Origin of the sequence: Lachnospira pectinoschiza, assembly GCF_900103815.1 — a bacterium.
Lineage (GTDB): Bacteria > Bacillota > Clostridia > Lachnospirales > Lachnospiraceae > Lachnospira > Lachnospira pectinoschiza_B.
The window spans coordinates 196,705-211,812 of sequence record NZ_FNHZ01000004.1; the positions used below are offsets into that span (position 1 = coordinate 196,705).

The window sequence follows — 15,108 nt, forward strand, 5'->3', positions numbered from 1 at the left end:
GCTCCCCAGCCAAACAGCATCGCGCATTTGGCGTCCCTCTCCCCCGCGCACCCTCCCGGAAATACTCCCCAGCCAAACAGCATCGCGCATTTGGCATCCGGGCCCTCCCCACCACTCCCGGTAGTCATACACTGCCGGGAGGGTGCCCGCCGAGGGGGCCTCGGCGGGGGAATGTGAATCGGGGGATGAAATCCCTTAATCGTTACGCTCCCCTGGGGCCCATTTATAAACGCATAGGGGGGGGAGGAGGAGAGGCCCCGAAGAAAACCATTGAGCGCCAGTCAGCACTCGCTCCTTAAAAGGGGGGAGGCCCCCTTTTAAGAAGCGAAGTACTGCTACTAGGCGCTCTGAGCGAAAGCGTGTTTTCTGAGGGCGCGCTCTCCCCTCCCCCAAAACACTGCATTAAAAAAGGGGCCCCCTCGGACCCCTAACAAGGAAGGGATTTCATCCCCCCTTCACATTCCACCACTTCAACGCCCCAACTTAAAGTCCACTACATACCAACTTCCACTCTTCTTCACCCAAATAATCTTCAAGGTTGTAGGATACTCCCTTACATCCCCGCTATTTGTCACAACAGAAGCTGTTACACTGGCCTCCACGCTAAAGCAATCCTCTGTGTACTGCTGATAATTGCTTGTTTCAATCTCGCCATAATTAATACTCTTAGGTGTACCATTCCAAGCAATAGCCACAGCAGAATTTGCAAAAAGCTTTCTAGCATTACTAGCAGAAAGCGTATAACTCTGAACTGTGCTCACCTGCTTTGTATTAATTACATAGTCTACATATTCGTAAATATAATCACGCACTCTTTGATCTACAGAATTTATAAAATCCTCACTGCACTCAAAAGAATATTCATAGGCAACGATTTTCTCATCCTCTGTTTCCGTTGCCTCTACTGACAATTCATTTCCACTAACACCCACAACCTTCACATCTAAATCACCATAGATGTTATCAAGCTTATAGCTTTTATAAGTAGGTGTCTCAATGTAATCTACAACATACTCTAAATCCACAACCTCTTCATCATTAGAGCTTACGTAATCATCAGATAATTCAATGCCATTAACAAAAACTGCAGCATTGTTTGGCGCCTTAATTGTTACAGCTCTTGTTTTATTAAGCTCCGTATTAAAACTTGCTAGGCTATAGTTTGGCATTTTAAAAATCCCCTGCTTGCCATCCTTATTTAGGCTAATGCTGCCCACCTTGTCTCCATCCTTTATTAAAATGTAACAAGGCTCCTCATCTGTACTGTCATTTCTATTCTTAGTGTAGCTCCACTCTCCACTAAGCTCGGACTTTAAATACTCCTTAACAGAGTCCATATTTTCAAACTCAGTAACCTGAATGTCTAAATATGTTAGTAAGTCGTCGATGTCCGATTTATTCAAATTTTCAACTATCTCCTCGACCTTATATTCTGGTCTAGACTTCTCATAGTTGTCTAAGTAAAACCATAGAACTCCTAAGCCGGCTAGAATTAAAACAAGTAAGCAAGTAACTACGATTCCATAGACCTTCCAGAAGACTCCCTTCTTCATAAATTTCCTCCCCAAATTCTACTTAACAATAATTGCTGTTGGTATAAGTCTTGAGCCTGTAAGCGGTGCAGTACTATTTACATATTCTCCATTATAGTAAAGAGTTGTTGAGCTACCACCATCAAGGTTATAAGCATTTACAGCGCCGTATTCTAACATTACGTCAATGATGTCTGCAAATGTAGCACCAATACTGTTAATCTGTCTACCATCAATTACAAGTAGCAAAACCGTTCCGTCGGCGCACTGGCCTATTGCGGTTCTTGGATTGATTCCACTACCTGTTCCATAAACTGTTGTTGCCACGCCATTTACAATTAAAGTTGGGCCGTAACAACAGCAATCTCTAATTCCTCTATCAATTGCCTGCTGACCTGTCATACTACCTACAACTAAGACATTGTTACTATCAAAGCCTGCAATATCGTAGGTTTTATCAAGTTCACCAGCTAATAATTCACCATTTGAAATAACAAGACCTATTGGTGTGCCGCCATTTCCCATACCATTAGTATCTTCAAAGCCACCGCCGTTTACACCTGCGACTGCCCCGTATCTTTCAACAATTGCATCTACGTGTAAGCCGTAGCCGCCAAATGTACCACAAGTTCCTACCATAACTCTTGAAGGATCCTTTATCTTTAAAAGATAACCATTATAAGAGCCACCATTAATTTCAACTAATTCGATACCATCTTCGTCAGTTGTAGTGCCTGTGTTTTCTGTGTCTACATTTTCAGAAGTCACATTTATTAAAGAGGAATCTGTAACCTCATCTGTTAGTTCGATGGAATTTTGTGACTGAATTTCATCAATTACTTCTGCTGAAACAAAAGTTGTAGCTAGAAACTTTCCTGCACTAGTTTCAAGTACAGAATTTACAAAAAGGTTTCTGGCTGCCTTCGATGGGCCATGCTCAATTATAAGTACTAGGCCTAAAAGGGCTAGAACTATGATAATCACAGCCGTTAGAATACAAAGAGCAATCCTTCCAAAGATTTTCTTTGCCCCAAGTTTTTTCTTCTCAGGTAAATTTTTTTCAGACTTCTTTTTACTTTTTATGTCATCAAAAAAATTATCTGCTAAATCTTCTTCAGAATCATCATCTATAAGAATATCCTGCTCTTCTTTAGATAGCTTTTCCTCATTAGTAATATCCTTTTTTATATCTTCTTTAATTTCTTCTTTAATTTCTTCATTTAAGTTATAATCCTTGGCATTTAAATCCCTTGGATCTAAATCCTCGATTTCAATAATCTCAACCTGGTCATTAGGCTGAAGGCTTTTGACATCTTTGCTCTGCCTCGATAAGTCCTCAAGCTTAGATAAATCCTTAGGAGTCTCCTCCTTAATTTCCTTAGCTTCCTTAGCTCCTAGAAGTTTTTTATCCTCTTTAACTTCTTTTTTACTAGGAATTTCCTTATCCTCTTTTAGTACAGAAGCCTCTTCGTTATTAGTCTTTGCAGCATCCTTCTTAGCTATAAAATCCTCATCTGCTGCCACATCTCTTTTTCTCCACTCCGGAGAATAACCCCAAATTTTCTTCTCATTCTCAAGAATTTCTTCCTTTGAGAGCTCGATTAAATCGATCTCCACATTTTTCTTTCTTTTTAACATCCTCTACCTCTTTTTCTGCTGCAAAAACTGCAGTCTTCCAACAACTAAATAATTTCCCCATAGCTATTGAACATTATGCCTCGTTATTTTAGTATGCCTAGATAGTTTCCATCCCTAAAAACTACTAGTAAATATTTTTCTATAACTCTTCTAATAAAAATATTACTCTATTATATACGAATATTCAAGTAAAAAAAGGGATTATACTAGTAATTTCTACTAATATAATCCCGAAATCTTTAGATGCCTTGTCTGATTTTTTCAAAGCTCCCTAATTAGATTGTATTTAGAGTCCTATCGACCCTGCGGATACAGTACCCGTCCCACACTAAAAGCTTACTCTCCTAAAACTGCTTTAGCTTTGTCGTATGAATCTACATGAATGTAGATATCACATTTACTTGATTTACTGTTATTCATAAATTTGAGAAGACCACCATGTAAATTCCACTTCTCAAAATATGAAATGTTATTTCTTCTAAGAACACGCTCAATCTGCTTGCTCTCTTCCATAGAAACGTCAGCTTTAAGTAAACGTTCTGTAGTCATCATCTCTGCCACTTAAAACACCTCAATTCTTATTGCCCCATATTTTAATCCATCACGGATGTTTTTTATGCTAGACCACTGCCTACCACAAAACCCCTTCTAACTACATTTATTATAGCACAAATTATTTTTTAAAATCTACTTTAGTTTCTAATGTTTTTCATATATACAGTATACAAAGTTAGGCAGAAAAACTGTAAAATATTAAGAGAGAGTTTCCTCTATTTTCTTTTTTAATGTGTAGCTACACATTTTCCTTACAGATATTAACTGAGTTCTTTGAGTTGTATGACAAGTTTTGTAAGTTGTATGACATTTATATTGACATAAGTTATTTATAAGAGTTAAAATATCATAAAACACATAGATTATTTTACTTATTGTGTCTATATTTGGGAAAGGAAGTACTTTTTATGGCAGAGAAAAAAGATATTGATTGGGCCAATATTGGTTTTGGTTACATGAAGACAGATGCAAGATATGTAACTAATTTTAAAAATGGAGCATGGGACGAAGGATGCATCACAGATGATGATAAGGTTGTTTTAAGCGAATGTGCTGGCGTATTACAGTATGCTCAGACATGTTTTGAGGGTCTTAAGGCTTATACAACTAAGGACGGTCACATCGTTACATTTAGACCTGACCTCAATGCTAGCAGATTAAATGATTCATGTGAGAGACTTGAAATGCCTACATTACCAGAAGGCAGATTCTTAGAGGCACTTGATAAGCTCGTTCTTGCAAACAAGGAATGGGTTCCACCTTACGGTTCAGGCGCAACTCTCTACATTAGACCATATATGTTTGGTACAAATCCTGTTATCGGTGTTAAGCCAGCAGATGAATACCAGTTTAGAATGTTTGCAACTCCAGTTGGACCTTACTTTAAGGGTGGTGCTAAGCCTATCGTTATTAAGGTTTCAGATTTTGATAGAGCAGCTCCACACGGAACAGGTAATATCAAGGCTGGTCTTAACTATGCAATGAGCCTTTACCCTATCGTTAAAGCTCATGAAGAAGGTTTTGCTGAAAATATGTACCTTGACGCAGCAACTAGAACTAACGTTGAGGAAACAGGTGGTGCAAACTTCTTATTCGTAACTAAGGACGGAAAGGTTGTTACACCTAAGTCAGATAGTATCTTACCTTCAATCACAAGACGTTCACTTGTTTATGTTGCTAAGGAAATCCTTGGTCTTGAAGTTGAAGAAAGAGTTGTTCCATTTGAAGAAGTTAAGGACTTTGCTGAATGTGGTCTTTGCGGTACTGCTGCAGTTATTTCACCAGTTGGTAAGATTAACGATCACGGCAAGGAAATCTGCTTCCCAAGTGGTATGGAGGAAATGGGTCCTGTAACTAAGAAGTTATATGAGACATTACTTGGAATTCAGCAGGGAACAATTGAAGCTCCAGAAGGTTGGATTCATACAATTTGCTAAAAATCCTATTCTTAAATAATATCAAAGAGATGGCAGTAGTTTTACTGTCATCTTTTTATTTGCTTATTTTCCTAAGAGATACATTTTCATTCCTATAAATCTGTAATATCAAGGAAAGAAAAAAATTTTCTTTATTGCTTTAAATTTGTCTTAGGTCTACAATACAATTCGTTTCATGTAAATTTTTTAGATCGGAGTTTTTTATGATATTTTCCAATAAGGACTTAAAGAAACTTATTATCCCTTTAATGGGTGAGCAAGTTCTTTCTTTAACAGTTGGTTTTGTGGATCAGCTCATGGTTTCACAGGCAGGTGAAGCTGCTGTTGCTGGTGTCGCATTAGTAGATAATATTAACCGACTTATTATTCAGATTATGGCTGCCCTTGCAACAGGTGGTGCCGTAATTTGTAGCCAATATATTGGTGCAGGTAATGAGAAGAGAACAAAGAAGGCTGCTGGTCAGCTAGAAACAGTACTTCTTGTATTTGCCCTAATTATGATGGGAATTTCCGTTATATTTGCAAGACCGGTTTTATCAGGAATCTTTGGTAATACTGAAGCTGCTATTATGAACTTTGCAGTTCTTTACTTTACAGTTACAGCTATTTCATATCCTTTCCTTGGTATTTACAATGCCGGAGCTGCCATATTTAGAAGTGTGGGAAATTCAAAAATCAGTTTATACATAAGCTTAGTTATGAACATTGTAAATATTATTGGCAATGCTATATTTGTTCTAAGCTTTCACTGGGGTGTCTTTGGTGTTGCCCTATCTACACTTTTAAGTAGAGTTTTTGGTAGTGCCATTATGAGCTACTTCATTATGCGAGAGAAATCACCAATTAGACTTAATAAGCTTGCTGACTACCTTCCAAACTTCTCACTTATTAAGAAGATTCTCTTTATAGGTATTCCTTCTGGTATTGAAAATGGAATGTTCCAGATCGGTAAACTTATGGTTGTCCGCATGGTTACAACCCTTGGACAGGCAGCTATTGCTGCTAACTCAGTTAGTTACACCATAATCGACTTTGCTAATATCCCAGCAAGTTCCATGGGACTCGCCCTTATTACAGTAGTCGGTCAGTGTATTGGTGCTGGTAGAAAAGATGAAGCCAAGCACTATGTTAAAAAGATACTTCTTTGGGCCTACATAGGAGACTGGATTTGCAACATAACCCTATTCTTCCTTGGTCACTACATTCCAACTTGGTTTAACTTATCTCCTGAGGCTGTGGATATTGCCACTGTGGTACTTAGAGCCTTTAATATTACATCTCTATTTATCTGGCCATTATCCTTTACAATGCCAAATGCCCTTAGAGCCGCAGGTGATGTGCATTACACCATGATAGTAAGCATCCTTTCTATGTGGATATTCAGAGTCGGTAGTAGTTACATTTTCGGACTAGTCCTAGGCTTTGGCGTGCTTGGTGTATGGATTGGTATGTTTATTGATTGGGGCTGCCGTTCCCTATTCTTTGGAATTAGATTCCTAAACGGCAAATGGATTCAAAAAGAAGCTTTGACAAATTAAATTTGCTTACTTTCATTCCTATATAAAACAAAAAAGACTGCAAATTGCAGTCTTTTTTGTTTGGTTATATAAAGTATGAAATAGTGAAAATATCTTACTCGTAGGCTGTAACCTCTGTATAAAACTTAGAGTAATCAGTTCTCTTCTCAGCTGTAAACGCAATAGCAGCTCTTGGATGCTGATTAGCCTGTCCTGTAATAACATATTGAATATCTGAACCCCAAGTCACACCGCTTGCCTTAAGTGGCACCATATGCTCCTGGATAAATTTGAAAATGTTAGCAATCTTATACTTAGGATTTCTAAGGAATCCAAGTAATAATTCTGTACAGCAGTTTCCTGCGCCTCTACCCATACCATTAACAGTTGCATCTAAGTAGCTAATACCGATGCTTGCTGTCTGAATAGTGTTAGCAAAAGCAAGCTGCTGATTGTTGTGAGCATGAATACCAATTGCCTTGTTGTACTTTTCCCCAACTGCTAAGTACTTCTCAGCTAATCTGCACATCTGCTCTGGGAATAATGAACCGTAGCTATCAACTAAGTAAATTACATTAGCTGAGCTCTTACCTAAAAGTTCAAGAGCTAAATCAAGTTCTGTCTCAGAAGCTGTTGAAATAGCCATAATGTTTACAGTTACTTCATAACCCTTCTTAGCAAAGTCCTCAATCATCTCAATAGCTGCTGGTATCTGGTAGATATAAGTAGCGACTCTAATGAGATCAACCACGCTCTCTGACTTTGGTGGGATATCATTAAGATCAGTTCTACCTACATCTGCCATAACTGCGATCTTAAGATCTGTATTATTCTCGCCTACAACAGCGCGAATATCTTCTTCATTACAAAACTTCCACTTACCGAAGTCCTTTGGATCAAAAACCTCCTTAGAAGCCTTGTAACCAAATTCCATATAATCAATTCCTGCGGCAACATTTGCCTTATATAAATCACGGACGAAGTCATCTGAGAACTCAAAATTATTAACAAGTCCTCCATCACGTAATGTACAGTCAACTACTTTAATGTCTGGTCTAAACGACGTTAAGTCACCTTTTTGTTCCAACATATCACTTTCCTCCTAATAAGAATCCTTATGAAAATGCATCATTTCTCACATTTACTACATATCCTAATTTTGTATTGTTGCTTATCTTGTCTGCAAATTTTTTTGCATTTTCTTTATTCGCTTTAAAGCGTTACGCTTTAAAGTACTAAATTGAATTATAATCATTTTTATTCTTTATGTCAACCTAATTTGTGAAAAAAAGTGGTAAAGTTTTCTACCTTACCACTTGTCAATTTCTTATTGAATTTTCTAAACTTCAAGCTTCATATCGCCCTCTTTAACCCAACCAATTTTTCTAATAATTAGGTCAAAAATCAAGGCAAATACTGCTGGTAAAACTATGCAAATTAGTACTAAACCAATCCAGTCAAAGGCTGTAATTGAAGCCTTAAGTCCCTTTGCTATATCAGCAACCCAACCTGTATAAACACCAAGAGGGCCCACTAAACCGCAAGTTCCCATACCTGAAGAAATTGCTGCACCATTCATCTCTAAATGGAAGATACAAGTTGCAATAGGTCCTGTAATAGCTGATGCAAGAATTGGCGCAAGCCAGATTTTAGGATTCTTTACAATATTTCCCATCTGAAGCATAGAGGTTCCAATACCTTGTGAAACTAAACCACCCCAGCCATTTTCTCTAAAGGAAATCACTGCAAAGCCCACCATCTGAGCACAACATCCTGCCACTGCTGCACCCCCTGCAAGACCAACTAAACCAAGAGCCGCACAGATTGCCGCAGAGGAAACTGGAAGGGTTAGGAAAATGCCCATAAAGACGGAAACAACAATTCCCATTAGGAATGGCTGCAAATCCGTAGCCCACATAATAATATTTCCAAGCCAAAGAGCTGCCTTACCTATTGGTGGCGCAATTAGACTTGAGACAATAATTCCCACAACTACAGTAACAATCGGTGTTACAAGAATATCTATCTTTGTTTCCTTTGATACTAACTTTCCTGCCTCAGCAGCAATAATAGATATAAAATATACTGCTAAAGGACCCCCAGCTCCACCTAGGGCATTGGCAGCAAAGCCTACTGATACCATAGAGAAAAGTACAAGTGGAGGACACTTTAGGGCATAACCTATTGCTAGTGCCATAGCTGGACCACTCATAGCTGATGCTAAACCACCGATTGTATAATCAGTTCCACTAATAGTTGCTATTGTCTTTGTTAATAAGCCAATGGAAAACTGTGTTCCAATAGCATTTAGTATTGTTCCTATTAAAAGGGAACAAAAGAGGCCTTGGGCCATGGCTCCTAAGGCATCTACACCGTATCTTTTTACAGATATTTCGATGTCTTTTTTCTTCAAAAAGTCTTTAACTTTTCCCATAAATCCTCCGCACTTTAAATTCATAAGTGTAATTAAATCCACACTTTAAGTCTATTTTTTTACTACATTTTCCAAGAAATCATCCATTAAGCTATTAAGTCCGTTTAGATATTCCTTGGCATTGCCAAACTTTCTTTTTGTAACCTTCCATCTAAAGTTGGCGTCTCTAACACTAAAGGCTAGCGCTCCACCAAATCTAGCTAAGAATTCATCTAAGGCTTCCACATCAATTTCTGATTTTGGTGAAATGGACATGTTAGTAAACCACTGAGAATTACCTGTTTCACCTATGGCATTGTGAAGTCCACCCTTAATTTCAATAAAGCCAATCTTGTGAGCCTTGGCTTTAATAAGAGCAATCATAGTTAGATTATGGGCTGTCGCTGGAAGCTCTCCATATCTATCTACTAATTCATCTTCCATATCATTTAGCTCTTCCATAGTTTCGATGTTTGCAATTCGCTTATAGGCATCAAGCTTTTGATACTCACTTCTAATATAAGTAGAAGGAATAAAGGCATCTACGTCTAAGTCGATTGTTGTCTCGAAATCGTATTCATTTTTAATACCCTTAAGCTTATTAACGGCCTGATTTAACATTTTGCAATAAAGGTCGTAACCTACTGCTGCCATGTGTCCATGCTGGCTTCGGCCAAGTACCGAACCTGCACCTCTAATTTCTAGATCCTTCATGGCAATCTTAAAACCGCTACCAAAGCCTGCAAATTCCTTGATTGCCGACAATCTCTTCTCTGCAATTTCAGAAATCATTCTGTCTCTTTTATACAAAAGGAAAGCAAAGGCAGTTCTGTTGCTTCGACCAACTCTACCTCTTAACTGATAAAGAGTAGATAGACCGAAGTTATCTGCATCCTCAATAATCATTGTGTTACAGTTAGAAATATCCATACCTGTCTCAATAATTGTTGTACATACTAGCACATCAATTTCATGATTAATAAAGTCTGTCATGATTCGCTCAAGCTGGCGTTTGTCCATCTGACCATGAGCTATTGCTACATTTGCATCAGGAACAAGGGACTCCACGTGAGCCGCCATATCCTCAATGCCCTTAACCTTGTTATATACATAGAAAACCTGACCATCTCTTGCAAGCTCACGATTAATAGCCTCTCGAATCATCTCATCGTTATGCTCTGTAACGAAGGTCTGAATAGGAATTCTATCCACAGGTGGCTCCTCTAAAACACTCATATCTCTAATTCCAACTAAACTCATGTGAAGAGTTCTAGGAATTGGAGTTGCTGAAAGAGTAAGTACGTCAATATTTTCCTTAAGCTTTTTTATCTTTTCCTTATGAGTTACGCCAAAACGCTGTTCCTCATCGATAATAAGTAGACCTAAATCCTTAAACTCCACATCCTTTGAAAGAAGTCTGTGAGTTCCTATTACAATGTCTACAGTGCCCTTCTTTAGCTTAGCCACCGTCTCCTTATTTTGAGCGGAGGTCTTAAAGCTTGATAACTGCTCCACTGTAACTGGGAAGTCCTTTAGTCTTTCCTTGAAGTTGTTAAAATGCTGATTACAAAGCACGGTAGTTGGCACAAGATAAGCCACCTGCTTGCTATCCTGCACTGCCTTAAAGGCCGCTCTAATAGCAACTTCTGTCTTACCATAACCTACATCCCCGCAAATCAGTCTATCCATAACTTTAGGGCTTTCCATGTCCTTTTTAGTATCATCAATGGCATTTAACTGATCTAGAGTCTCCTCGTATGGGAACATCTCCTCAAATTCCTGCTGCCAAACAGTATCCGCTGTAAACTCGTAGCCCTTAATCTTTGAACGTGTGGCATAAAGCTCAACTAAATCCTTTGCCACCTCTTCAACCGCCGACTTAACCTTACTCTTAGTCTTCGACCATTCCACAGAGTTAAGCTTATTAAGCTTAGGCTTCTTCTCTACGTCTGCCGCGGCATACTTTTGCAATCTATCAAGCTGAGTGGCAAGAAGGAAGAGGTTACTGTTACCATCATAGGCAATCTTTACGTAATCCTTCTCCACGTCATTAACCACAATCTTTTCAATACCCTTATAGATACCAAGACCGTGAGTCTCATGAACCACATAATCCCCTACGTTTAAGTCGTTAAAGCTTGCGATAGAGTTACCATTTTTCTTGGCCTCCTTCTTACGCTTAAGCCTCTTCTTTTCTCTATCTGTGAAAATGTCACTCTCAGATATACACACAAACTTTAGTAAAGGATATTCAAAGCCCGCATGTAAACTACCATAAGTAACCATGATAGTGCCTTGCTTTATAGGCTTTGTAAAATCATCACTATAATAACTCTCAATCTCAAGACCTGCTAAATCATCCACGATTCTCTTAGCTCTAGTCCTTGAACTAGAAACCAAAACCACGCTGTATTTATTCTTCTTATACTTGGCAAGATCATTGGCAAGCATCTCAAAACTATTATTATAAGAACTAATAGTTCTTGTTTCTAGATTCATTGAAAAGTCGATTTTATTCAATTTATAAGTGTAGTCAAGAGCAGACAGTGTCAACTTTTTAAAGTCCTTAAGCCCTGCCATAATTTCATCCATAGGACGAATCAAACTTGTCTGACAAGGAAGCACCATACCACAAGAAAGTCTGTGCTTCATGCTCTCCTCATACTCATAGCTTACTAAATCAGACTTTTCCTTTAATCTATGTAATTCATCAAGAACGATTAAAGTTTTACCCTTTGGCAAATAGTCTGCAAAGCCCACAGTTTCACTTGAGAAAGCCTTAATAAACCTAGAATAATCCCCGGTTCTTTTAGCATCTGCCACAAGTTTTCTAATAGCATTTCCTGCATCAATATCTTCCTTACTACGTCTCTTTTTTTCAATATTAAAGACCTGTAACTGGGCTTTAGCTTCCTTTTCAATAAGCTCTAATCCTTCTTCAATTTCCTCTTCTGTGAAAATATATTCCGTCGCCGGAAATACTCTTATTTCCTTTACTTTCTCAATAGAGCGCTGACTGTCTACATCAAAGTATCTAATAGAATCAATCTCATCATCCCAGAGCTCAATTCTTACTGGAGTCTCACTGGTGAAGGGGAAAATGTCAATAATTCCACCACGTATAGAAAACTGGCCTCTTCCCTCAACCATAGGCATTCTCTCATAACCTATAGCCACAAGCTTTGACTTAATCTTATCTAAATCTATAACATCATCTGTCTTAAAAACTAAAGTACTATCAATGTATTTTTCAATTGGAATTAAAGTATCTGAAAGAGCATCAATTGTGGTAACAATAGTTAACTTGTCCTCATTGATAATCTTATTTATAACTTCAATTCTCTGTCCTACAATTTGCTTTCCGGAAATGTCTGCATTGTAAAAAATCGCATCCTTAGCTGGATAATACGATACATTTTCATTAAAAAATGCCGCATCCTCAGCTATCTTTCTAGCCTTCACTTCGTCAGAGCTTACAATAAGAAGGAAATTATAATCGCTAGCAATTGCAGAGGCTAAATGCACCTTTTGCGTATCTATGCAGCCTGATATAGATACAAGTTTTCCGCCCTTGCCATCAAGAACTGTATTTAATTCCTTAATGCCCTCAAGCTTACGTATTGGATCGTAAAATGTATCCATAAGTTTCTCCTTTTAACCTAACCTGTTTAGCTATCTACTAATTAAACTTATTCATGGCAAATTCAGTACCTTCCGCCATAATTGTTTCAATAGCCTCGCAAGCTCTCTTCTTTGCATCTTCTAAAGTCTTTTCATCTTCTTTGTTAAATCTACCAAGTACCCAATCTGCAAGGTCCCAGCCAGAAGGCTTGTTGCCTACACCAAACTTAACTCTCTTAAAGCCGTCTGAACCTAAATGAGCGATGATACTCTTAATACCGTTGTGACCGCCGGCACTTCCCTTAGGTCTAACTCTTAACTTGCCCACCTCTAAACTAATATCGTCAAATACCACAATAAAGTCCTCAATATCAGTTTTGTAATAATCCATAACCGCTCTAATGCACTCGCCGGAATTATTCATATATGTAAGTGGCTTTACAAGTACAACCTTCTCACCATTAATGACACCTTTACCAAGCATGCCCTTAAACTTAGAATTATCAATATCAATGTTGTGCTTATTAGCCAACTCATCTATAACTGAAAAACCTGCATTATGTCTTGTATTCTCATATTCTTTTCCCGGGTTTCCTAAACCTGCTATTATATACATATTTTACCTCACTATTAGCTTTATATAAATGTTTTCACATGACTAAATCTTAACACTTAATACAAAAGTCAACAAGAATAAAAAACTACTATAAATTAAATAAATATTATGATATAATTTTTTTGCATTTGAAGACATCAAACTATATATAGGCTATAAACTAATGATAAAGCCGGGTGTTTTCTAGAAGGAGGAAAATATGCTAGTATTGCAAAATGTTAACAAACAATACTCAAGTATTACAGCCGCGTACAATCAGTGCATTTCCCTTGAAGCTGGAAATGTATATGCCTTACTTGGCCCTAATGGTAGTGGTAAATCTACATTTATGAAGATGATTGCAGGTCTTGTAAAAGCCGATAGCGGACAGATTTTTTATAAGGGACAGCCACTTTCATGTGAATCAAAGGCAGACATCTCATATATGCCAACAGAAAGTTATTTCTATTCATATATGACACCAAAAGATATTAGTAATTATTTCAGTGATTTCTTTGCTGATTTTAATAAAGATAGATTCTATGCTTTCTTAAATGATATGCAACTTCCAGACAATTTAAAGGCTTATAAAATGTCTACAGGTATGTTAGCTAAATTAAAGATTGCAGTTTCACTTTCAAGAAGTTCAGGCCTTATGATGCTTGATGAACCTCTAAATGGTATTGATATTATTTCAAGAGAGCGTATGGCAGCAACTATTGCAGCTAACTCAGGTCCAGGAAGAATCATGATTGTTTCTTCTCACTTAATTGACGAACTTGAGGCAGTTTCTACACATGCTATTTTCATTAAGCAAGGATGCATTGTATCTGCTGGTTCTATTGAAGAATTACGTAATCAGACTGGATTAAATCTTGTAGATCAGTACAAGAGAATCTATGCTTAAGGAGGATGACATGTTAAAGTTATTAAAATATGAAATTAGAAAAAATATAGCACCACTTTTGATTTTCTTTTTAGCATTAGCTTTTTTAGAAGGATATTTCCTAATATGCTATAACAACAGAGACTTCGAAGCAATTGAATTAGCAATTGTACTTTTAGTACTTGCTACTGCTATTTCTTACTTTATTGTATTTGCCCTTGCCATTAGTTCTTATAGTAAGGAGCTTAAAAATAAGACTATATATCTTGTTTTCATGACACCAAATTCAACAATTTCAATTATTCTTTCAAAGCTTATACATGCAATTTTAACAGCTTTTGTTGTTGCTCTTGTATTCGCAGCTATTGGATTTTGGGATATTAAACTATATGCTAGTCTTTTTGATACAGCAAGTTTTTCAGCACTAGATATTTTAGACATTGTTCTAGCAAGTTTAGATACAAATCTTTCAACATTTATTCTATCAATTGTATTTACAATTATTAGTGTTGTAATTGTATTCTTAACTTATGTTGTAATGGGTTATTTATCAATAACAATATCAGCTACAATTCTTTCAAATAGTAAAGCTAGAGGATTTGTTTCAGTAGCACTCTTTATTATATTTGTTATTATTTATGCTCTTATTGTAAATCATTTACCAAAGCTTGCTACAAGCCCTGAAAACATTGGTGAATATTTATTCTCTATAGCCCCACAGATTATTCTATCAATCATTTCTGTGATTCTTATGATCTGGGCTAACGCATATTTATTAGATAAGAAGATTAGTTTATAGTCTTCGAAAATGTATCTATTGTTTATAATCTACTTACTTATAATATAAAAAATGCTTGCAAGCATTATCCTTAAGACCTAAATCTTTTGGTATTAATGCCTGCAAGCTTATTTTTT

The 15,108-nt window shown here is 37.2% G+C and carries 11 protein-coding genes; 4 read left to right on the plus strand and 7 right to left on the minus strand.

Annotation, left to right across the window (positions count from 1 at the left end; all coding sequences use genetic code 11):
* Positions 1-470: 470 nt before the first annotated feature.
* The 3 genes from BLQ66_RS07965 to BLQ66_RS07975 form a co-directional block, all read right to left on the minus strand.
* The gene (locus BLQ66_RS07965; protein WP_074521699.1) at positions 471-1,553 is read right to left on the minus strand and encodes a hypothetical protein; all 1,083 of its coding nucleotides are present in this window, start codon (positions 1,551-1,553) and stop codon (positions 471-473) included.
* 18 nt (positions 1,554-1,571) lie between these two features.
* Positions 1,572-3,170, minus strand: a complete 1,599-nt coding sequence (locus BLQ66_RS07970; RefSeq protein ID WP_083330313.1) for a phosphodiester glycosidase family protein — start codon at positions 3,168-3,170, stop codon at positions 1,572-1,574.
* 336 nt (positions 3,171-3,506) lie between these two features.
* Entirely contained in the window at positions 3,507-3,731 is a 225-nt protein-coding gene (locus BLQ66_RS07975) for a hypothetical protein (RefSeq protein ID WP_027430960.1), read from the minus strand.
* Positions 3,732-4,132: 401 nt separating this feature from the next.
* Here BLQ66_RS07975 and BLQ66_RS07980 point away from each other — a divergent pair, with 401 nt between their 5' ends.
* Together BLQ66_RS07980 and BLQ66_RS07985 are read left to right on the plus strand one after the other, a co-directional pair.
* Positions 4,133-5,161, plus strand: a complete 1,029-nt coding sequence (locus BLQ66_RS07980; protein ID WP_074521700.1) for a branched-chain amino acid aminotransferase — start codon at positions 4,133-4,135, stop codon at positions 5,159-5,161.
* Positions 5,162-5,364: 203 nt separating this feature from the next.
* Entirely contained in the window at positions 5,365-6,699 is a 1,335-nt protein-coding gene (locus BLQ66_RS07985; protein WP_074521701.1) for an MATE family efflux transporter, read from the plus strand.
* A gap of 94 nt (positions 6,700-6,793) precedes the next feature.
* On the opposite strand, the gene BLQ66_RS07990 is transcribed toward BLQ66_RS07985, so the two are convergent.
* The 4 genes from BLQ66_RS07990 to pth form a co-directional block, all read right to left on the minus strand.
* Complete coding sequence (locus tag BLQ66_RS07990; RefSeq protein ID WP_074521702.1) at positions 6,794-7,768, minus strand: aldolase catalytic domain-containing protein; 975 nt, start codon at positions 7,766-7,768, stop codon at positions 6,794-6,796.
* A 249-nt stretch (positions 7,769-8,017) separates the two neighbouring features.
* On the minus strand, positions 8,018-9,112 hold the full coding sequence (locus BLQ66_RS07995) for a PTS sugar transporter subunit IIC (protein WP_074521703.1): 1,095 nt from the start codon (positions 9,110-9,112) through the stop codon (positions 8,018-8,020).
* A 51-nt stretch (positions 9,113-9,163) separates the two neighbouring features.
* Positions 9,164-12,733: a transcription-repair coupling factor gene (gene mfd, locus BLQ66_RS08000; RefSeq protein ID WP_074521704.1), complete on the minus strand. Its 3,570-nt coding sequence runs from the start codon at positions 12,731-12,733 to the stop codon at positions 9,164-9,166.
* 37 nt (positions 12,734-12,770) lie between these two features.
* The gene (gene pth, locus BLQ66_RS08005; RefSeq protein ID WP_074521705.1) at positions 12,771-13,328 is read right to left on the minus strand and encodes an aminoacyl-tRNA hydrolase; all 558 of its coding nucleotides are present in this window, start codon (positions 13,326-13,328) and stop codon (positions 12,771-12,773) included.
* A gap of 199 nt (positions 13,329-13,527) precedes the next feature.
* Here pth and BLQ66_RS08010 point away from each other — a divergent pair, with 199 nt between their 5' ends.
* Positions 13,528-14,214 (plus strand): ABC transporter ATP-binding protein, encoded by a 687-nt coding sequence (locus BLQ66_RS08010; RefSeq protein WP_074521706.1) that lies wholly within the window; start codon positions 13,528-13,530, stop codon positions 14,212-14,214.
* Positions 14,215-14,224: 10 nt separating this feature from the next.
* Positions 14,225-14,992: an LTA synthase family protein gene (locus tag BLQ66_RS08015; protein WP_143452993.1), complete on the plus strand. Its 768-nt coding sequence runs from the start codon at positions 14,225-14,227 to the stop codon at positions 14,990-14,992.
* The last annotated feature ends 116 nt before the right edge of the window (positions 14,993-15,108 follow it).

What these genes read in the sequence shown, in the direction of transcription:
- BLQ66_RS07965 (WP_074521699.1), bottom strand. Translation starts at nt 1,553, where the DNA reads ATGAAGAAGGGAGTCTTCTGGAAGGTCTATGGAATCGTAGTTACTTGC.
- BLQ66_RS07970 (WP_083330313.1), bottom strand. Translation starts at nt 3,170, where the DNA reads ATGTTAAAAAGAAAGAAAAATGTGGAGATCGATTTAATCGAGCTCTCA.
- BLQ66_RS07980 (WP_074521700.1), top strand. Translation starts at nt 4,133, where the DNA reads ATGGCAGAGAAAAAAGATATTGATTGGGCCAATATTGGTTTTGGTTAC.
- BLQ66_RS07985 (WP_074521701.1), top strand. Translation starts at nt 5,365, where the DNA reads ATGATATTTTCCAATAAGGACTTAAAGAAACTTATTATCCCTTTAATG.
- BLQ66_RS07990 (WP_074521702.1), bottom strand. Translation starts at nt 7,768, where the DNA reads ATGTTGGAACAAAAAGGTGACTTAACGTCGTTTAGACCAGACATTAAA.
- BLQ66_RS07995 (WP_074521703.1), bottom strand. Translation starts at nt 9,112, where the DNA reads ATGGGAAAAGTTAAAGACTTTTTGAAGAAAAAAGACATCGAAATATCT.
- mfd (WP_074521704.1), bottom strand. Translation starts at nt 12,733, where the DNA reads ATGGATACATTTTACGATCCAATACGTAAGCTTGAGGGCATTAAGGAA.
- pth (WP_074521705.1), bottom strand. Translation starts at nt 13,328, where the DNA reads ATGTATATAATAGCAGGTTTAGGAAACCCGGGAAAAGAATATGAGAAT.
- BLQ66_RS08010 (WP_074521706.1), top strand. Translation starts at nt 13,528, where the DNA reads ATGCTAGTATTGCAAAATGTTAACAAACAATACTCAAGTATTACAGCC.
- BLQ66_RS08015 (WP_143452993.1), top strand. Translation starts at nt 14,225, where the DNA reads ATGTTAAAGTTATTAAAATATGAAATTAGAAAAAATATAGCACCACTT.